20 protein-coding genes are annotated in these 18,876 nt (G+C 66.6%); 8 read left to right on the forward strand and 12 right to left on the reverse strand.

Features of this window, described 5'->3' with window-relative positions; translation table 11 throughout:
• Positions 1–73 precede the first annotated feature (73 nt).
• Together ACLBYD_RS28730 and ACLBYD_RS28735 are read right to left on the reverse strand one after the other, a co-directional pair.
• Positions 74–1,006 (reverse strand): AurF N-oxygenase family protein, encoded by a 933-nt coding sequence (locus ACLBYD_RS28730; protein ID WP_447819108.1) that lies wholly within the window; start codon positions 1,004–1,006, stop codon positions 74–76.
• Positions 1,007–1,124: 118 nt separating this feature from the next.
• On the reverse strand, positions 1,125–2,603 hold the full coding sequence (locus ACLBYD_RS28735; RefSeq protein ID WP_447819122.1) for an MFS transporter: 1,479 nt from the start codon (positions 2,601–2,603) through the stop codon (positions 1,125–1,127).
• Between the two features lie 225 nt (positions 2,604–2,828).
• Here ACLBYD_RS28735 and ACLBYD_RS28740 point away from each other — a divergent pair, with 225 nt between their 5' ends.
• A complete protein-coding gene (locus tag ACLBYD_RS28740) occupies positions 2,829–3,422 on the forward strand; it encodes a TetR/AcrR family transcriptional regulator (protein WP_447819123.1) in 594 nt (197 codons plus the stop codon).
• Here ACLBYD_RS28740 and ACLBYD_RS28745 read toward each other — a convergent pair.
• Complete coding sequence (locus tag ACLBYD_RS28745) at positions 3,419–4,516, reverse strand: adenylate/guanylate cyclase domain-containing protein (protein WP_447819109.1); 1,098 nt, start codon at positions 4,514–4,516, stop codon at positions 3,419–3,421. The genes ACLBYD_RS28740 and ACLBYD_RS28745 overlap by 4 nt on opposite strands.
• A gap of 140 nt (positions 4,517–4,656) precedes the next feature.
• Here ACLBYD_RS28745 and ACLBYD_RS28750 point away from each other — a divergent pair, with 140 nt between their 5' ends.
• Complete coding sequence (locus ACLBYD_RS28750) at positions 4,657–5,493, forward strand: DUF6319 family protein (protein WP_447819110.1); 837 nt, start codon at positions 4,657–4,659, stop codon at positions 5,491–5,493.
• Positions 5,494–5,541: 48 nt separating this feature from the next.
• A complete protein-coding gene (locus tag ACLBYD_RS28755) occupies positions 5,542–6,204 on the forward strand; it encodes a serine protease (RefSeq protein ID WP_447819111.1) in 663 nt (220 codons plus the stop codon).
• A gap of 61 nt (positions 6,205–6,265) precedes the next feature.
• Here the strand turns inward: ACLBYD_RS28755 and ilvD are convergent, their stop codons facing one another.
• Positions 6,266–7,963 (reverse strand): dihydroxy-acid dehydratase, encoded by a 1,698-nt coding sequence (ilvD, locus tag ACLBYD_RS28760; protein ID WP_413767458.1) that lies wholly within the window; start codon positions 7,961–7,963, stop codon positions 6,266–6,268.
• Complete coding sequence (locus ACLBYD_RS28765) at positions 7,960–8,526, reverse strand: TIGR03086 family metal-binding protein (protein WP_447819112.1); 567 nt, start codon at positions 8,524–8,526, stop codon at positions 7,960–7,962. The genes ilvD and ACLBYD_RS28765 overlap by 4 nt, the downstream gene beginning before the upstream one ends.
• A gap of 114 nt (positions 8,527–8,640) precedes the next feature.
• Here ACLBYD_RS28765 and ACLBYD_RS28770 point away from each other — a divergent pair, with 114 nt between their 5' ends.
• The 4 genes from ACLBYD_RS28770 to ACLBYD_RS28785 all read left to right on the forward strand — a co-directional run bounded on the left by ACLBYD_RS28770 (position 8,641) and on the right by ACLBYD_RS28785 (position 12,678).
• Complete coding sequence (locus ACLBYD_RS28770; RefSeq protein WP_447819124.1) at positions 8,641–9,645, forward strand: aldo/keto reductase; 1,005 nt, start codon at positions 8,641–8,643, stop codon at positions 9,643–9,645.
• A 40-nt stretch (positions 9,646–9,685) separates the two neighbouring features.
• The gene (locus tag ACLBYD_RS28775; protein ID WP_447819113.1) at positions 9,686–10,969 is read left to right on the forward strand and encodes an MFS transporter; all 1,284 of its coding nucleotides are present in this window, start codon (positions 9,686–9,688) and stop codon (positions 10,967–10,969) included.
• Positions 10,970–11,048: 79 nt separating this feature from the next.
• Entirely contained in the window at positions 11,049–11,891 is an 843-nt protein-coding gene (locus ACLBYD_RS28780; RefSeq protein ID WP_447819114.1) for an enoyl-CoA hydratase-related protein, read from the forward strand.
• Between the two features lie 94 nt (positions 11,892–11,985).
• Complete coding sequence (locus ACLBYD_RS28785) at positions 11,986–12,678, forward strand: GTP pyrophosphokinase (protein WP_024102151.1); 693 nt, start codon at positions 11,986–11,988, stop codon at positions 12,676–12,678.
• A gap of 89 nt (positions 12,679–12,767) precedes the next feature.
• Here ACLBYD_RS28785 and ACLBYD_RS28790 read toward each other — a convergent pair whose 3' ends face one another.
• The 3 genes from ACLBYD_RS28790 to ACLBYD_RS28800 all read right to left on the reverse strand — a co-directional run bounded on the left by ACLBYD_RS28790 (position 12,768) and on the right by ACLBYD_RS28800 (position 15,014).
• Positions 12,768–13,118, reverse strand: a complete 351-nt coding sequence (locus ACLBYD_RS28790) for a hypothetical protein (RefSeq protein WP_447819115.1) — start codon at positions 13,116–13,118, stop codon at positions 12,768–12,770.
• A gap of 556 nt (positions 13,119–13,674) precedes the next feature.
• Positions 13,675–14,223 (reverse strand): LpqN/LpqT family lipoprotein, encoded by a 549-nt coding sequence (locus ACLBYD_RS28795; RefSeq protein WP_447819116.1) that lies wholly within the window; start codon positions 14,221–14,223, stop codon positions 13,675–13,677.
• Positions 14,220–15,014, reverse strand: coding sequence for a hypothetical protein (locus ACLBYD_RS28800; RefSeq protein WP_447819117.1), 795 nt, complete (start codon positions 15,012–15,014; stop codon positions 14,220–14,222). Before ACLBYD_RS28800 ends, ACLBYD_RS28795 begins: the two co-directional genes overlap by 4 nt.
• A gap of 472 nt (positions 15,015–15,486) precedes the next feature.
• Here ACLBYD_RS28800 and ACLBYD_RS28805 point away from each other — a divergent pair, with 472 nt between their 5' ends.
• Positions 15,487–16,026 carry a hypothetical protein gene (locus ACLBYD_RS28805; RefSeq protein WP_447819118.1) on the forward strand — a complete coding sequence of 180 codons (540 nt, stop codon included), beginning with the start codon at positions 15,487–15,489 and terminating at the stop codon, positions 16,024–16,026.
• 224 nt (positions 16,027–16,250) lie between these two features.
• On the opposite strand, the gene ACLBYD_RS28810 is transcribed toward ACLBYD_RS28805, so the two are convergent.
• The 4 genes from ACLBYD_RS28810 to ACLBYD_RS28825 form a co-directional block, all read right to left on the reverse strand.
• The gene (locus ACLBYD_RS28810; protein WP_447819119.1) at positions 16,251–17,243 is read right to left on the reverse strand and encodes a hypothetical protein; all 993 of its coding nucleotides are present in this window, start codon (positions 17,241–17,243) and stop codon (positions 16,251–16,253) included.
• Positions 17,240–17,539, reverse strand: a complete 300-nt coding sequence (locus ACLBYD_RS28815; protein WP_447819120.1) for a hypothetical protein — start codon at positions 17,537–17,539, stop codon at positions 17,240–17,242. The genes ACLBYD_RS28810 and ACLBYD_RS28815 overlap by 4 nt, the downstream gene beginning before the upstream one ends.
• Before the next feature lie 242 nt (positions 17,540–17,781).
• Positions 17,782–18,630: a 3-hydroxybutyryl-CoA dehydrogenase gene (locus ACLBYD_RS28820; protein ID WP_085470141.1), complete on the reverse strand. Its 849-nt coding sequence runs from the start codon at positions 18,628–18,630 to the stop codon at positions 17,782–17,784.
• Positions 18,631–18,689: 59 nt separating this feature from the next.
• The coding region (locus tag ACLBYD_RS28825) for an acyl-CoA dehydrogenase family protein (RefSeq protein ID WP_447819121.1) at positions 18,690–18,876 on the reverse strand (187 nt) is incomplete at its 5' end.

Consider the following 18,876-nt stretch of genomic DNA (forward strand, 5'->3'; position numbering starts at 1 on the left):
CAGTTCTCGTCGGAAATCCCTCGAGGAGATCGACGAGAACTGCGCACAGTTCGTTATATGGCCGTAGGCCGTGTCAGAGCAGGTGGACCTTCTTGTAGAGGATCTTCGACGGTCCGCCGATGAGGCCGACGTTGTCGAGGAAGGTCATCAGCTTCGCGCCGGACTTGCGCACGCGATCGTGATAGTGCTTGTTGCCCTTCGCCTCTCGCAGAGCGCGCTCGCGATCGAGGCCCGCATTGGCGTAAACGTCGGGGTGGATCATGCTCTTGACGACGAAGAACACCACGAGCGCGGCGTTGAACCGCTCGAACGCGAGTCGCGTGCGGCTCGCACCGGCGAGTCGGCGTGCGACCTCCTCGCGGGCGAAGCGGATGTGGCGCGCCTCCTCGAGGACGTGGATCTTCGACACCGCGCGGGTGACGGGCTGCACCCGCTCGTCGCGCATGAAGTCGCGCTGCATCATGTCGAGGATCTCCTCGGCAGCCATGACCGATGCATAGGCGTTGGCGCCCTTGAAGAAATGGCCCCACAGGCGACCGAGCTGGTGGATGTAACGGGCCGGACCGTAGCCCGGCATGTTCAGCCGTTCGCCGGCGCGCGCGAACATCACCGAGTGGCGGCACTCGTCGGCGACCTCGGTGAGGGCGAACTGGACGTGACGCGAATGCTTGTCGCGGTCGTAGACGTCGCGCAGGAGCATCTGCATGAGCAGGATCTCGAACCACAGGCCGACGCTCGAAACGCTCGCGGCCTCGTGCTTGGTCAGCTCGATGCGCTGTTCGTCGGTGAGCTCGTCCCACAGCGCGGTGCCGTAGAGCGTGCTCCATTCGGGGGTCATACCGAACTTGTCGTCGGGGACGGGGGCTTCCCAGTCCACCTCGACGACCGGGTCGTACGACTTGCGTGCGGACGAGGCGAGCAGTCGTCCGGCGGTTTCTTCGCGATCGGACAGTGCGACGCCGGGGATGAAGCCCTTGCTGGTCTCGCGGGTGAGCGATGCGGTCATGTCTCCACCTTTTTAGTGTGACGACTGGTAACTGTTATCCAGGTTAGCGTGATCACGCGCACAGCACAATGCCCGCGACCTGCGTCGCGTGCATCGAGAAAGAAAAGAGAGGGGAGGGTTACGAGCGCCGGGGTGCCCAGAAGGCAGAGATCACCGCGCCGACCAGCAGGATCGCGGCGACTGCCCACGATGCCTGCTGCAAGCCGTCGAGGAAGGCGTTCTGTGCGAGTTCGGCGAGTTGCTCGCCCTGCGGACCCGCCTGCTCGGCGACCTGTATCGCGGCGGCGAGCGAATCCTGTACGGCGGACCGGGCCGGTTCGGGGATCATCGGCGCCACCGGATCGATGCCGTGCCTGTAGGCTGCGGCCAGGACGCTGCCCGTGATCGCAACACCGATCGCCGCACCGATCTCGCGGGTCGCGTCGTTGACCGCCGACGCCACGCCCAACTGGTCCTCGGGAGTGTTGGTGACGATCGCGTGGGTCGCGGGAGCCGTACAGATACCGACGCCGACACCCGCGATGCTCAGCGCGAACGCCACCTCGACGTAGGTGGAGTCGGCGTCGAGCAGGCCCATGAGGATCAGTGCGACGCCGATCAGCGCCAAGCCGGCGCTGAGCAGGATGCGGATGCCCACCCGCGTCAGCAGCGCGGGCACGGCGAGCGACAGGCCCATGACGACGAGGAAGATCGGCGTCAGTGCCAGGGAGGCCCGCAGCGGCGAGTAGCCCAGCACGAGCTGCAGGTACTGCACGATGAGGAAGAACAGACCGAAACCCGCGAGATACTGGAACGACAACCCGGCCGCGCCCACACCGAACGCCCGCTGGCGGAACAACCGCACGTCCAGGAGCGGCGCCTTCGACCGGAGTTCGACAAGGACGAATCCGACTGCCGCCGCGAGGCCCGCGATCATCGATCCGAGCGTCAGCGCGTCCGCCCATCCGCGATGCGGACCCTCCATCACCCCGAGGACGAACAGGCCCACGGCGAGGACGACGAGGATGCCGCCCCCGAAGTCGAACGGCAACGGCTGCGTCGAGCGCGACGAGTCGATGATGAACGAGAGGACGGCCAGCAGGATCGCGATGGCGGCGGAACCCCCGAAGATCACCCGCCACGACGCGTATTCGAGCACCAGTCCCGACAGAATCATGCCGAGCACGGCACCCGATCCGGCCACACCGGCCCAGATGCCGATGACACGTGCCCGATGAGCCTCGGCGAAACCTGCAGTGATCAGCGACAACGTCGACGGCATGACCAACGCCGCGCCGACACCTGCAACTGCGCGCGCCCCGATGATCCACAACGGTGCATCGGCGACCAGCGGCAACAGTGAACCGGCGGCGAAGACGATCAGGCCGACGATCATGACGCCGCGGCGACCGAGTCGATCGCCCAGCGCGCCGGCCGGGAGGAGCAGTGCCGCCAGCGCGAGGGTGTAGCCGTCGACGATCCACGTCAGCTGGGACTGCGTCGCGCCGGTGTCGACCGCGATGTCGGGCAGGGCCGTGTTGAGCGAGGCCATCGCCGCGATGACCACGGCGACGGCCGAGCACGCGACGGCGAGCAGCCGGATCTGGGCTCGCGTCATGCGAGGTGCGGTGGTGGTCGCGGTGCTGTCTGACACGGGAGCCTTCCGGAGGGGGAATGCCGGGACCAGAAACGAGACTATCGGTATCGTAACTGAACCGTCGGTCTCACACATGCTTCGCTCTCAGCGACTACAACTGGAAGCGTGAGCGTCGAACCCGAAGCAGAACCCCGCCGCGACGTCGAGACCCGGCCTACCCCACCGCGCGACGAGGATCCGCGCCGCGTGCGTTCGCGCGCCCGACTGCTCGACGCCGCCACCACCCTCCTCGCGACCGGCGGTGCCGACGCCGTGACGATCGATGCGGTCACCGCCTCTGCCGGCGTCGCGCGGGCCACCCTCTACCGGAACTTCGCGAATGGAACCGAGCTGGTCGCCGCGGCCTTCGCGCGACTCCTCCCACCGGCGCCGCCGGTCCCGGAGGACGGCGATCTCCGCAGCCGCCTCGTCGAACTGCTCGCCGCCCAGGCACGCATCATCGAGGAGGCGCCCATCCCGTTGACGGCGATGTGCTGGATGGGACTCGGCCCGGGCCTCGGCGAACTCACGAAGGAACCGGGGCGCAGCGAGCGGCCCGAGCTGCAGTCGCTGCGGGAGATCCTCGTCGACCGCTACCGGTCGTCGTTCGACCGCGTGCTCGCCACCTCGGAGGCCCGCCGCGAACTGGGCGACTTCGACTACGACCTGGCGCTGGTCCAGTTGCTCGGGCCGATCGTCTTCAACCGCCTTGCGACACTCGCGCCCATCGACCGACGCGCGTGCGAGCACATCGTCGACGATTTCATCGCTGCGCGCAGGGCGCGCCGGACGGATCGCTAGAGGCCCATGTCCTCGTCGCCCAGACCGTCCGCGCCCACGGCCGCCTTTCTCTCCTCGCGCGGACGACGCAGGACGTACAGTCGGGAATGCTGGAAGTCCCGTAGCCGCAGCGTGCGCACGGTCTGGAAGCGGAACTCCTCGCAGTCGGCCAGCGCGTCGGCGAGGTTCTCGTCGACGAGGATCGTGCCCGGTCTCGCCGCGCCGGTGAGGCGGGCCGCGATGTTGACGACCGAACCGAACAGGTCGCCGAAGCGCGGCAACGCCTGACCCCACGCCAGCCCGATCCGCAGGTCCGGATAGTCCTTCTGGGACCCGAACGAATCCTGCAGTTCGAGGGCGATGCGCGCGGCGTCGATCGGACGTTCGGCCGCGAACATCACCTCGTCGCCGACGGTCTTGATCACCCAACCGTTGTGCCGGGCGATGACGTCGGAGACCTCCGATTCGAAGTAGTCGAGCAGTTCGCTCAGCGCGGCCGCGTCGATCTGCCGGGTCAGCCGTGTGTAGCCGACCATGTCGGCGAAGCCGACGACCAGTTCGTGGAGCTCCCCGGAATCCTGCGGGCGCGCGGCGGCCCGGGCGGTCGTGGCCACCAGGTGCCGACGCCACATGTGGCTCTGCAGGCTCACCGCGAGCTCGGTCGTGCGATCGACGATGTGGTCGATCAGCGCGCGGATCTCCTCTTCCTGCGGAGGGGTTTCCGCTTCCTCGTAGGCGGAGGCCAGTTGCGTGAAGACGTGGGTGTTGAGCAGATTCAGCTGCCACTCGGTCAGCCGCGACATCGACTGTCCGATCGACCGGGCCGCGGGCACCTCGAGGCGTTCGTCGATCGCGCCGCTCGCGATGATGGCGGCCGTCGCGCGCAGGGCCTCGACGTCACCGTCGGTGAACATGACGACGTCGGGGTCGGGATCGACGGTCAGACCGAGGGCCTGCCACAGCCGTCGCACCCGCACAGGTGCGAGCCCGCACAACTCGGCCACCTCGTTCAGGGTGTAGCGAAGAGGACCACCGAGCAGCGCGCTTTCCAGCTGTGACTGGATCACGGACAGCACGTCGGTTCCTGATGCGGGTGCCGGATCGGACGGGGTCACGCATCCATCCTTACCGTGCGCGGCGCCCGTGTGCGCGGCAGGCCGTGTCGAACAGATGTACAGGCGTGTCGTACCGGTGTGCGACAGTGACCGTCATCGAAGCCCTGCCGACCCGTCGGCGAACCGAGAAAGGACGTCGCATGTCGCCCCGCAGACGCGCGGACCACCTGACGGAGGAACAACTCGGAGAGCTCGGTGCCGCTCTCGCCGAGGGGCGCCGCGCGACCGTCTACCTCGTCGAGGGCATCCCGAGTCTCGGCATCGACCCGGGGACGTCGGCACGGGTGGTGTCGATCAGCGGCAGCACCGTAATGGTGCGGCCGAAGGGCGTCGACGACGAGTTGCCGTTCGAGACCGACGAACTGCGCGCCACCCGCGAGCCGGCCGGAACCAAGCGCGCACCGGCGAAGGCCGCGCGCACGTCCGGCAGTGCGAAGTCCGCTCCGGCGAAGGCGACCCCCGCGAAGGCTGCACCTGTGCAACCCGCGACCCCACGGGCTACCGCCCCCAAGCCCGCTACCCCGAAGCCTGCTACCCCGAAGTCCGAGAGCCCAGCGGCCGCTGCGGTTCCCCGCGCCCAGGAGAAGAAGCCCGTGACCCAGACGACCTCCGATTCGTCCGACGCTCCCGCCTCCCGGCCGCCGGCACCGGCCAAGCCGAAGGCCCCGGCCCGCAAGGCGAAGAAGGCGCCGTCGATCACGATCACCGTCACGATCGACCCGGAGAACGAGTGGACGGTGGGGGTCGCGCACGGCACCCGCAAGGTCGGCAAGCCCGCGCCGGTCGCCCCCGACGCCGTCGAACGCGCGGTCAAGGAACTCGGCGATCCCACGGCCACCGAGGCCGTCCAGTCGGTGATCGAGGAGGCGCGTCGCGCGGCGGAAGAGCGGGTCGCGCAGCTCAGCCGCGAACTCGAGGAGGCCCGTCAAGCTCTGGAAAGCTTGGGCGCAACCCGGAAATCCGGCGGAAACCTCTAGTACGCTCAGCCCGACGGCTGCCGGACGGCGCAGCGCAGGAGGGCCCCCATGTTCAGAAAACTGGTTGTTGCAATCGCGAGCGCTGTCGCGCTGGTCGGCGCGGGTTCCGGGGTGGCCGTCGCGGCGCCTCCGGTCACCCTCGGTGGCGGTTCGGGCATCACGCTCGGAGACAACGGGCAGGACATCTTCGACTGCACACTCACCACGATCGGCAACGACGCCGCCGGTCGTTTGGTGGGTCTCACCGCCGCGCACTGCGGCTCTCCCGGCATGACGGTGAAGGCCGAGTACGACCTCGCTGCCGGTTCGGTGGGTCGCATCGTGTCGACCAACGAGCGGCTCGACTACGCCGTCATCGAGTTCGACCGGAGCAAGGTGGTTCCGGTCAACCGTGTCGGCGACGTGACGATCACGGGCCTCGGCGCCCCCGCGGGCTTCCCGAACATCGCCTGCAAGGAAGGCCGCACCACGGGCAACACCTGCGGCATCGTGTGGGGCGACGTGTTCGGCTCGCAGGAGACGTGGACGCAGGTGTGCGTCATCGAAGGCGACTCGGGTGCACCACTCGTGGTGGGCACGACGCTCGTCGCGATGGTCAACGCCTACCTGCTCGCGCCGTGTGTCGGTCCCGAGGTCGGAACGAACATCGACGTGATCATGGCCGACATCAACGGTCGGGGCGGGCCGGGCGCAGGTTTCCGTCCGATCTAGCAGCACCCCGGAAGCCGGAGGGTTCACCCGACCTTCGTCGGCCGGAGGGTTCACCCGGCCCTCATCCGCACACCGCACCGTTCGATGCGGAACCGACCAGCTTCGTGTACTTCGCCAGTACACCCCGGGTGTAGCGCGGCGGCAGTGGCTCCCAGCCCTGCCGCCGCGTTTCCATGTCCTTCTCGTCGACCAGCACGTCGAGCAGGCCGTTCGAGACGTCGAGACGGATGCGGTCGCCGTCGCGGACGAAGGCGATGGGACCGCCGTCTACGGCCTCCGGGGCGACGTGCCCGACACACAATCCGGTCGTGCCACCGGAGAACCGTCCGTCGGTGAGCAGCAGGACGTCCTTGCCGAGACCGGCGCCCTTGATGGCACCCGTGATCGCGAGCATCTCGCGCATGCCCGGGCCACCCTTGGGACCCTCGTAGCGGATGACCACCACGTCGCCGGCGGTGATGGTGCCGTCCTCGAGCGCATCCATCGCGGCCCGTTCGCGTTCGAAGACTCGCGCGGTTCCCTCGAAGACCGACTCGTCGAAGCCCGCGGACTTCACCACCGCTCCGCCGGGAGCGAGGCTGCCGCGGAGGATCGTGATGCCTCCGGTGGGATGGATGGGGTCGCTCAGGGCGCGCAGCACCTTGCCGTCGGGGTCCGGGGGAGCGATGCCGGAGAGGTTCTCCGCGACGGTCCTCCCGGTGACGGTGAGACAGTCGCCGTGCAGCAGACCCGCGTCGAGCAGCGCCTTCATGATGACCGGGACGCCGCCGATGTGGTCGACGTCCTTCATCACGTGCCGTCCGAACGGTTTGACGTCGGCGAGATGCGGCACCCGGGCGCCCACCCGGACGAAGTCGTCGAGGCTCAGATCCACCTGCGCCTCGTGCGCGATCGCGAGCAGGTGGAGCACGGCGTTCGTGGACCCGCCGAACGCCATGACCACCGAGATGGCGTTCTCGAATGCTTCCTTGGTGAGGATGTCGGACGCGGTGATGCCGCGCTTCAGCATCTCGACTACCGCCTGCCCGCTGCGCCGCGCGAAACCGTCGCGGCGACGATCCGTCGCGGGCGGCGACGCGCTCCCCGGCAGCGACATGCCGAGCGCCTCGGCCGAGGCGGCCATCGTGTTGGCGGTGTACATGCCACCGCAGGCACCCTCGCCGGGGCAGATGGCGCGTTCGATCGCGTCGAGGTCGGTCTCGGACATCAGTCCACGTGCGCACGCCCCGACCGCTTCGAAGGCGTCGATGATCGTCACGTCGCGTTCGGTGCCGTCGGACAGTTTCGCGATGCCCGGCAGGATCGACCCGGCGTACAGGAAGACGGCGGCGAGATCGAGGCGGGCCGCGGCCATGAGCATCCCGGGCAGGGACTTGTCGCATCCCGCGAGCAGCACGGAGCCGTCGAGCCGCTCGGCCTGCATCACCGTCTCGACGCTGTCGGCGATGACCTCCCGGGACACCAGGGAGAAGTGCATGCCCTCGTGTCCCATCGAGATCCCGTCGGACACGGAGATGGTGCCGAACTCGAGCGGATAACCGCCAGCGGCGTGCACGCCCTCCTTCACCGAGCGCGCGAGTCGTTCGAGCGGGAGATTGCAGGGCGTGATCTCGTTCCACGACGACGCCACGCCGATCTGCGGCTTGCCCCAGTCGTCGTCACCCATGCCCACCGCGCGGAGCATGCCGCGCGAGGCGGCCTTCTCCATGCCGTCGGTGACGTCGCGGCTGCGGGGCTTGATGTCGGGTCGGTCCGTCATGACGTCTTCCTGGGGTCGCGGCCGGTGAGGGCGATGAGTCGGTCCTGTGGGGACGCGTCGTCGGGAACCGGGACGGGATCGGCGAACAGACCGCTCGAGGCGAGCATGTCCTTCTGCGGTTCGACGTCGGCGAGCACGGCGTCGACGAGTTCGGGGTCGAGGGTCTCGTCGGCACCGATGGCCCGGGCGAGATCCCAGGTGTGCACGGTGATATCCGCGATCTGCTGCTTCATGTAGTCGAGGCACGGGACGGTGCCGTAGGACAGGTGGACCTCCTGAGCCGGTGACGCCATCGCCCAGGCGGCGGTCGCCTGCTCGGCGAAGCGTGCCCATTCGGCGGCGAGATCGTCCCTGATCGGTTCGAGTGCGGCCTTCGCGTCGTCGAGGGAACGGCCGGAGAGCAGCGGCTGGATCCAGCGCTGCTCGTCGACCATGTGCCACACCAGGTCGGTGACGTCCCACTCGGTGTCCGGGGTGGGAGCGTGCCAGTCGCGGATCTGCGCCACACGGTCGTCGAACTCGCGACGCGCGGTTCGTTGCAGGGAGAGCCAGTCGGTCGCCATGGATCTCAGCCTAGGGCGCGGGCTGCTCGGATCACGGCGATTTCAACTCCTGCGATCATGCGCGGGATGCGGGACGATCGGGAGTCGCACCGTGTCGTCGTCGAGGAGAAGTACATGCCTGTCCCCACCGTCCAGCTCGCGCCCGGTCTCGTCGTCAGCGCCCAGGGTTACGGCGCGATGTCCGTCGCCCCCGCATACGGCGAGGTGAATCTCGACGAGGCGCTCGCGACCCTGCACCACGCCGTGGATCTGGGCATCACCTTCATCGACACCGCCAACGTCTACGGCGACGGCACGAGCGAGAAGGTGGTCGGCAAGCTGCTCGCCGACCGGCGGGACGAGATCCAGCTGGCGACGAAGTTCGGTCTCGTCGGCGCGGTCGGCGGCAAGGGCACCGCCAACCGTCGCATCAACGGCCGTCCCGAATACGCGAAGCAGGCCATCGACGAGTCGCTCGGGCGTCTCGGCGTCGACCACGTCGACCTGTACTACCTGCACCGCGTCGATCCGGAGGTGCCGGTCGAGGATACGGTGGGTGCCCTCGCCGAACTCGTGCAGGCCGGCAAGGTGCGGCACATCGGACTTTCGGAGGCCACGGGCGACGAGCTGCGCCGCGCGCACGCCGTCCACCCGATCGCGGCGATCCAGTCGGAGTGGAGCATCGTCTCGCGCGACGTCGAACGGCACGTGGTGCCCACCGCCGCCGAACTCGGCATCGGCTTCGTGCCCTACTCGCCGGTGAGCCGCGGGCTGCTCACCGACGCCTTCGAGCCCGGACAGGTCGCGGAGAACGACCTGCGCAAGCGCTTCCCGCGCTTCGACGCCGACACCCTGCCGACCAACCTCGCGGTGCGCGAGGAGGTGCGGGCGGTCGCGAAGGATGCGGACGCGACCATCGCGCAGATCGCCCTGGCATGGCTGGACGCGAAGGGTCGCGAGTTCGGCTTGCCGTCGGTGTCGATCCCCGGCACCCGCTACGCGAGTCGCGTCACCGAGAACGCCGGAGCGCTCGACGTGACGCTCACCGACGAGCAGGTCGCGCGGCTGGATCGTCTCGCCGGCAAGGTCGCCGGTCCGCGTGCGGCCGACCCGACGTGGGTGTCGCTCGGGCGTGAGTAATTAGCACCGTTAACAGACCGACGCGTATCGTCCTTGTGACATGAGGGCATGGCTGGTCTGGGGTATCGGAGTCTTCGCCTACATCGTCGCCGTCCTCCATCGGACGGCGTTCGGTGTCTCCGGACTCGCTGCCACCGAACGCTTCGAGATCTCACCGTCGGTGCTGTCCGGCTTCGTCGTCCTCCAGCTCATCGTCTACGCGGGGATGCAGATCCCGGCCGGTGTGCTCCTCGACAGGTTCGGTTCGCGGCGGATGATCGCGACCGGCGCCGTGATCCTCGCCGTCGGTCAGGCGATCCTCGCCGTCACCGAGTCGCTGCCGGTCGCGTATCTGGCCCGAGTGCTGGTCGGTGTCGGTGACGCCCTGACGTTCATCTCGGTGCTGCGGCTCGTGCCGGTGTGGTTCGCTCCGCGCCGCGTGCCTGTCGTTTCGCAGCTGACGGGCATCTTCGGCCAGCTCGGCCAGGTGCTGTCGGCGGTGCCGTTCGTCCTGCTGCTCACCGGCACGGGATGGACGGCCGCCTACGGCAGTGCCGCGGCGCTCGGCCTGTTCGCGTGCGTGCTGGTGTTCGCGATCGTGCGCGACACCCCGCCCGGAGAGGCGCGGGAGGCCACCGCGTCGGGGCTGCGGGAGGTGATCGGCGGACTCGGCACGGTGTGGCGGCGCCCCGGCACCAAGCTCGGCTTCTTCACCCACATGGGCACGCAGTTCTCGGTGACCACTTTCGCGCTCATGTGGGGCGTGCCGTATCTGGTCTCCGCGCAGGGTCTGTCACCCGCGGCGGCCGGTTCGATGCTCACGGTCTCGGTGGTCACGGCCATCTCCGCCGGACCCATCCTCGGGGTGTTGTCGGGACGCTTCCCGACCAGACGTTCGTGGCTCGTGCTCATGATCATCCTGGCCAGCGCCGTGACGTGGTCGGCGGTGCTCGCCCTGCCCGGACCCGCACCGCTGTGGCTGCTCGTGGTGCTCGTCGTCGTCATCTCGGTGGGCGGGCCGGGGTCGATGATCGGCTTCGACTACGCCCGCACCTTCAACCCCGGGACCGCGCTGGGCACGGCCAACGGCATCGTCAACATCGGTGGCTTCCTCGCGACACTGCTGGTCGTGCAGACGATGGGCATCGTGCTCGACCGGCTCGGCGGCTACACCTTCGACGCCTTCCGCGTCGCGTGGTTCGCGCAGTACCCGATCTGGGTGATCGCGCTTATCGGGGTGCTCGTGACCCGAGGACGCGCCCGCCGCGAGGCCGGCATCGAAGCGCGTTCGCTGCGGGCCGTCGTGGTCGACCGACTCGGTCGCGGCAAGCGTGAGTCCCGCTGAGTCCCGAAGTGCTATTTAACGATCGCTAGAAGTCCTATCATCGGGCGCTGAACGACCGACAGCGAACCGAGGAGACGACGTGACAGAGACCGGTACCGAAAACGATGTGTTGCTCGAACGCCACGGCTCGGTCGCGGTCATCCGGCTGAACCGTCCCGATCGCCTCAACGCGTTCACCGACGACATGGGCGAACGACTCATCTCCCTGTTCGACGAGACCGACGCAGACGACGACGTGCGGGCGGTCGTGCTCACCGGCACCGGTCGCGGGTTCTGCGCCGGCGCCGACCTCACGGCCGGCGGCGACACCTTCGTCCTCGACGAGGACCCCGAAACCGGTGGAACACCGCCCGACCTCGGTGGTCGCGTCACGCTGCGCATCTTCCGGTCGCTCAAGCCGGTGATCGCCGCGATCAACGGCCCGGCCGCGGGTGTCGGCGTCACCATGACCCTCCCCGCGGACATCCGCATCGCCGCCGATACCGCCAAGTTCGGGTTCGTCTTCACCCGCCGCGGCCTGGTCCCGGAAGCCTGCTCCACCTGGTTCCTGCCCCGCGCCGTCGGTATCTCGACCGCCGTCGAATGGACCGTCGGCGGTCGCATGGTGCCGGTCGCGGAAGCACACGAACGCGGCCTCGTCCGCGAGGTCGTTCCCGCCGACAGGGTGCTGGAACGTGCCCTCGAGATCGCGGAGGAACTCGTCGCCGGCACCGCGCCCGTCTCCGTCGCTCTGACCCGGCAATTGATGTGGCGGATGCTCGGTGCGCCCGACCCGGAGGTCGCGCATCGGGCCGAGTCGATCGGCATCCACGTCCGGGGAACCTCCGGCGACGTCCGCGAGGGCGTGGAGTCGTTCCTCGAGAAGCGCGACCCGAAGTTCCCCGATCGGATCTCGGACGGTCTGCCCGACCTGTTCGAGTGAGATATCCGGCATAACCGCAGGTCGAGGAGGTGGGAGCCGCCCGTCGTCGTCGGACTGGCAGACTCGATCCCGGAAGCAGTCGAGGAGGAATCGAGTGAAGACGACGGTGGGCGAACCCGAACCGGGACTACCGACACCGGACGACGTGCAGGCACCGCTGGTCGCAGTGGAGCATCTCGCGCAGGATCTGCGACGCGCACTCATGGTGTACAAGTTCGGCATCGACGAGATGATGACGAAGATCAACATCCTGCGCGAGGAGTTCACCTACGCCCGCGAGTACAACCCGATCGAGCACGTGAAGTCGCGGTTGAAGAGCCCCGAGTCGATCCTCGCCAAGGCGGAACGGAAGGGTGCGCCCGCCTCGCTCGACGGCATCCGCGAGGCCGTCCGCGACATCGCCGGCATCCGCATCACGTGCAGCTTCACGTCGGACGTCTATCGGATCATCGACATGATCACGAGCCAGCTCGACGTGACTGTCGTCGAGATCGAGGACTACATCGCGCGCCCGAAGCCCAACGGGTACAGCAGCGTGCACGTCATCGTTCAGATTCCGGTGTACATGTCCGACCGGGTCGAGCGCGTCTACGTCGAACTGCAGATCCGCACCGTCGCGATGGACTTCTGGGCGAGCCTGGAGCACAAGATCTACTACAAGCACGACCGCGAGGTCCCGGACGAACTGCGCGAGGAACTCCGCCTCGCCGCGGAGACTGCGCGCGATCTGGACCTGCGGATGGAAGCGCTGCACCGACGCGTCCACGGCCCGAACAACGGGAACTGACCGAGGTACGCAACGTGGGGTGAAGGCTTGCAACGTGGTCGGTCACTGTCGGCGTTGCGAACCCACCACCGGTGTTGCGTACTTGTCGGCTACTCCCATCGACGGCGTGACATCTTCTGCGCGATACGGAGACGTTCCCGGAGTCGGAGGGGGCGGAGAAGCTCCGGTGCACCAGGACCCGTGAGAAGGTGACGATCGTCCGGGCACCGGTGCAGATGGTCGAGGAGTCCGACCAGCGCGTTGGGTTCGCTGACGAGAACGTACGCCATCACGGTGACGGCGCCCGGATGGTCGTGAGGTACGCGCGGGCGTGCCACGACGAACCCCGGCGCACGGAACCGGATGAGCGGGTGGTGCGTCTTCACACCACGAGACGTCACGGTGTAGACATCGGGCACGATCTCGTCGATGTCTTCCCATCGGACGAACACATCCGACACTGCATGACGATAGAGCCAACTCGTACGACGCCGAATGCCGTCTGCATAGAGATATAAGCCTCCACGTGGTCGCACCAGAAACGGAAGAGCACCTGCGAGGGTCACGGCCAGGGCCGTCCACATCCAGAAAGACCCGTCCGGGGGTGGAGGATCGGAAAGCCCGGTCACCCCTCGTCGTTCTTCGGCCGAACGGATGCCGATCGCCACTATTGCAGTGACGAAGGACAGCCAGAAGGCCGCGTGCGCGTAAAGCAACCGTTGGTAGGGAATTTCGATTCCGGGTCCATGGGTATCGTCGTGACAGTGCCGGATCCCGGGGTGCAATCCGATCCGCTGGAATCCGGCCATATGGAACATGTGTGCTGCGGGTAGCACGGCCACTGCGGCGATGAACACGGAGTCGGCCATCGAGGTCGAGTGATCCTCACCGGCACCCCAGGACAGCACCGTGATGGCGAACCAGAGGGGGATGGTTCCGAGAGCGAACAAGATCGGCCGGAAGCGTTGTGGCCATGGAGGTTCGAATTGGTGCAGTACGGAAGGGCTTCCGGCGGGGTCACTCACGTGACATTCTCTCCTGCTCCAGGGTCAGACTGTCGTGGATCGCGTGCAGGTGAACGTCGAGCGATTCGAGGCTGGCGGCACGTGCGGTCGCTGTCAGTTGTGTCAGGTAGCGGTCGTACTCGTCGTCGATCACGAGGTATCGCGTCACAGCGGTGTATTCGACGTCATCCACTCGGTAGGAACCTCGGACGATCACGGATCGATGTCCGTGGAAGTCGGATGTGTCGCGGAATGTTTCCTTCCACTCGGGTAGTCCGTAAGCTTCACGTCCCGCGACCTCGAGCAATGCGTCCATCGGCCGCCACTTCGCCAGTGCACCGTGGAGGAGAACGGCGTTGGGTGCCCAATCATCCACGACGTGCTCGGGAGCTACGAGAACCGTATGTGCGTGCGGGAAGACGCCGCGGGGGAGTGTTATCCAGCCTTCCGGCGCCTGGAGTTCCGGTTGCGGGTGCCGCGGGTCGTCCGGGTCGCAGGGGTTCAATTCGACTTCGTGTGTTGCAAGGTAGTCGGAGAGTGTCGTCGGAATCGAAGCGGTCATCGAGACGCCTCCTGGTGGCGTGCCATCCGGAATCGCTCTCGCAACGGTAGTGGTCTGAGAAGTTCGGCAGCGTCTTCCCGAGCAAGGAGCGTGCGGTCGTTCGGGCGTTCGCTCATTCGTCGTATCAGGCTCAGTAGGGTGTTGGGTTCTGCGATGAGCCAGGTGCAGACGATGGCGAGAGTGTGTTCTTCGTCGTGGGGGATGCGCGCTTCGGGCGGAATCTGCCCGGTCGTGTGGATGTGGATCATCGGAGTGCGGACGTCGCCGGATCCGGAACGGGTCACGATATCCGTTCCGATGATGCCTTCGATAGCGTCCCAACGCGCGAACTGCACGGTGGCATTGTTTCGTCGGAGCTTGCGAGAGCGCACGACTCTTTCGATTCCTTGCGGGTACAGTCCCAGGACGGTGGGGTGTCGGAACCAGATGAGCACCGCAGCTATGAGCAAGAGAACGATCCCACCCATGAGCGCGAAGATTGCAGTGGTTCGGGGGTCGTAACCATGCGGCAACTCGGATCGGTCGGTGATGTAGACGTTCAGAGCCGAGATGGCTGAGCCGGTAAGGCCATCGAGGATGAGCATGGCGGCAGTCAGGCTGGGTAGGGTGAGCCCTCCCGGCACAAGGATTCCGATCCCTGGTTCGGAATGTTCATAACTCCTGATCCGACTGGAATGCAATACATTTCGAATCCCGCCCTCCCTGAACGCTGCGACACTCATGATCAGCATCGACGTTCCGAATGCTACCGCGACGATTGTGGATACCGATTCTTCGTGCCCGACGCTCACCAGTGCATCCCCGAGGGACCATACAGCCACAACAGCAGCGAACACCCCGCCCGTGCACCACCCGATTCACAGAGGTTGCGGCCAACAAGGGTCGTCGAAGTCTGGGTCGGTGGGAGTTCGATATCGGTTCGACGGGACATCGTCGGCTGTCACTACAACTCCTGATTCATCGGCAGTGGATCGAGGTACGCCACATGCAGTAAGGGTTCGCAACGCCCTCAGTTACTGGCCGCGTTGCGAACCCGACGTTGCTGTTGCGTACCTACCGGCTGTTCCCGTACTGACGCGTCGGCTGGCGCGCTGCGCGGAATCGTTCCCGTAGCGGGGGAGGGCGCAAGAGATCGACTGTATCGGTTCTTGTAAGGAGTTCACGATCGTGCGGGTTCTCTGCCAACCGTTCCAGGAGCGCGAACAGAGTGTTCGGCTCCGTCACGAGCTGGTGGGCCATGACCGCCACTCGATACTCTGAATCATGTCGAGTCCGAGCTTCTGGTGGAATCGGTTCGGTCGTATGAAGATCGATCACCGGGTGGACCGTCGTTCCACCGCCGACCCCGAGGTTCCCTACCCCAATTCGAGTAATACCTTCCCAGGACAGGAAGATGTCGAATGCCTGCTTCCTGAAGAAGACTCGACGACGTACATGGCGCCGTACACCGCGTTGGCAGATGTACAGGGTCGTCTCGAAACGGATAGAGATGATCAGGATCGCGATCAGGCTCATGCCGACGGCGCATACCGCTACGAAGAGGGCACTCTCACTGTTGTCTCGGCTGATCGGCAACAGTGCTTCGCCGAGGCCGCGGTGCCATGCGAATACAGCCGTGCTGCCGTAGGCGACAAGACCGAGCATTGCCACGACTGTGGTCCACATATCGGTGCGGTTCGTGAAAATAGTAAGAACCGCACCGTGTTCGGGATCGTGTTGAACGGTGATGCTTCGAGGTGTGCGGAGGTTACGAAATCCTGCGCTCCGGAGCGTGGATATGGCAATGACGGCCACAGCAAGTGATCCGCCTATGGCGCCGACAGCGATCCAGGCATGGCCGGTTCGGAAAGTGTCGAGAGCGAAGCAGAGGCTCGCACATGCCGCAGTGAGCAGAGCGATCGCCAGAACGAGTGTCGTGATTCGAAGCGATTGCGGCCATGGCATACGGGGTGTCGATTCGACAACGTCGCGTTCATCGTGGCTTCGATTCTCACTCGGATTCAACGAACGCTTCTTCCATGTCGGGCTCACTTCCACAGCAATTGAGCTGATTTCGATACGAAATACGAGGCCAGTGCGCCGGCGACCGCTCCTGTGGCAAGGCCGACTGCTGTTCCGACTCCGGGTGCTACGCCTGTTCCGATCATGGCTCCCGCTTGTCCGAATGCCCAGGTGCTTGCTGCAAAGCCCGCTGCGGCGCCGGCTCCCTCGGTTACGACCGCCTTGGTGGGGTCCATTCCACCTTCGATGTCGTTGGATATAGCGGGTACGGCACCGAGTGCGGCGCCGGCGGGACCCAGCCGTCGTGCGATTCCACTGGCGAGGTCGTCGGCGGATGCGGCGGCTGCTGCCGTAAGACCTTCTTTCGTTCCGTCGGTCATCACGCCGATGGTGGAGGCTGCCGTCGTAGCTGCCCAGTCCGGCCACCAGGAAAACTCGCCGTCCTCGTTCTGCACGACCTTCCCCGGCACCGCGGCATCCCGGGCTGTTTCGAGTACCGCAACGGCAGCGGTGATGCGATCGGCAGTTTCCGTCGCTGCTCGCGACGCCTGTTCGAGAGCGCCGGTGACGGCGTGTGTCAGTTCCGCTGCTTCGTGTTCGAGACGTGCACGGGCCTCGGCGACGGCTTCGGCCGGCAGCATCGCCGAGAGGATGCGGATCTGGTCGGAGGGGTCGACGGTGCCGTCGTCGTGCACGGTGAACCCGGACTGTTCGGCGCCGGTCACCACCGACACGAGGTGCAGGCGGGCGCCTTCGACGAGCCACGCGCCGGTGCGGTACGCCTCCGCGACCTGCAGTAGCGCTTCGGCGATGGCGCTGCCCAGCGAGCGTTCGCGGACCACTCGCGTGGCGGCGGCACGTGCGGCGTCGCCGGACCATCGCTCGGCGAGGACATCCTGCTCGGTGAGCAGACCTTTCATGCGGTCGTCGAGTTTGTCGACGAGCACGTCGAGGTGGTCGGCAGTGACTCGCAGAGCGTCGGGATTCCAGGACCGGACGGCGGCGACTCCCGGACTCATCCGTGCTGATCCATCGCCGAGAGTGCAGCCACGAAGTCCGTCTCGGCGACGAGGTAGTCGTTCTTGGCGCCGTCGGTGATGTCGACGATCTCGCGCAGGCGACTGCACGCGTTGCTCAACGCCTGATCGGTGGCGGTGAACGCTCGTGCACAGACGGACGCGAATTCTGTTCCGGGAAGCGCTGATTGCGACACGGCATACGGTTCGCCGACGTCCCAGTCGTCGATCGCGTCGGCGGTGTCCGCCACGAAGGCTGCGAATGTGCGCAGCGCTTCAGGATCTACGTGCAACGTCACGACTGCCCCCCGACAGAATCCCCCGATACGTCCGGGTCGGGACGATAGCAGAAGGCGACAGACATCGGTCGTACACGAGGTACGCAACACGTGACGAAGGTTCGCAACGCCGGCAGTTACCGGCCGTGTTGCGAACCCGCAGCTGTTGTTGCGTACTTCCCGGCTGCTGCCGCATCGAGGGCGCGGATACGCAGACGCCCCCGCCGTTCCGGGAAGGAACGGCAGGGGCGTCCGAGTGAGGCCTACTTGTAGCTGTAGAAGCCCTCGCCGGTCTTGCGACCCAGGCGACCCGCGTCGACCATGCGACGCAGCAGTGCCGGGGGAGCGTAGTGCGGCTCGGCGAACTCGTCGTACAGCGACTGCGCGGCGTTGAGGGTGATGTCGAGGCCGACGGTGTCGATGAGGGTCAGCGGACCCATCGGGTAGCCGCAGCCACCCTTCATCGCGGCGTCGATGTCTTCCTTCGTCGCGTATCCCGACTCGAGCATGCGCACTGCCGAGCACAGGTACGGGATGAGCAGGGCGTTGACGATGAAGCCCGCACGGTCGCCCGCGCGCACGGCCGTCTTGCCGAGGGTGTTCTTCGCGTAGTCGAACACCGTGTCGGCGGTGGCCTCGTCGGTGGTGAGCGCCGAGATGATCTCGACGAGCGGCATCACCGGCACCGGGTTGAAGAAGTGCACGCCCACGACCTTGCCGGGCCGCTGCGTCGCCTGAGCCATCTTGATGACGGGGATCGACGACGTGTTGGTGGCGAGGATGCCTTCGGGCTTCACGATCTTGTCGAGCTCGGAGAAGATCTCCACCTTGAGCGACTCGATCTCGGGTGCGGCCTCGACGACGAGGTCGCGGTCGGCGAACTCGTTGAGGTCGAGGGTGACGCGGATCCGTCCGAGGATCGCGTCGGCATCCTCCTGCGTGATCTTGCCGGACTTGACGCCGCGTCCGATCGACTTTTCGAGACGCTCGCGCGCCGCGGCGGCGAACTCCTCGGTGGTCTCCTTGACGAGGACGTCGCTACCGGCCTTGGCGCACACCTCGGCGATACCGGCACCCATGGTGCCGCCACCGATCACGCCTACCTTTTCCACTGCCACTGCGGTAACTCCTGATCGCTGTGATGTTCCGGGGGTAACCTACGCGACCGGTGTCAGCGCAGCAGAGCGCGCGACATGACGACGCGCTGGATCTGGTTGGTGCCCTCGTAGATCTGCGTGATCTTGGCGTCGCGCATCATGCGCTCGACCGGGAAGTCGGTGGTGTAGCCGGCGCCACCGAACAGCTGCACGGCGTCGGTGGTGACCTCCATGGCGACGTCCGACGCGAAGCACTTCGCG

The sequence above is a fragment of the Rhodococcus sp. C26F genome, assembly GCF_053345925.1.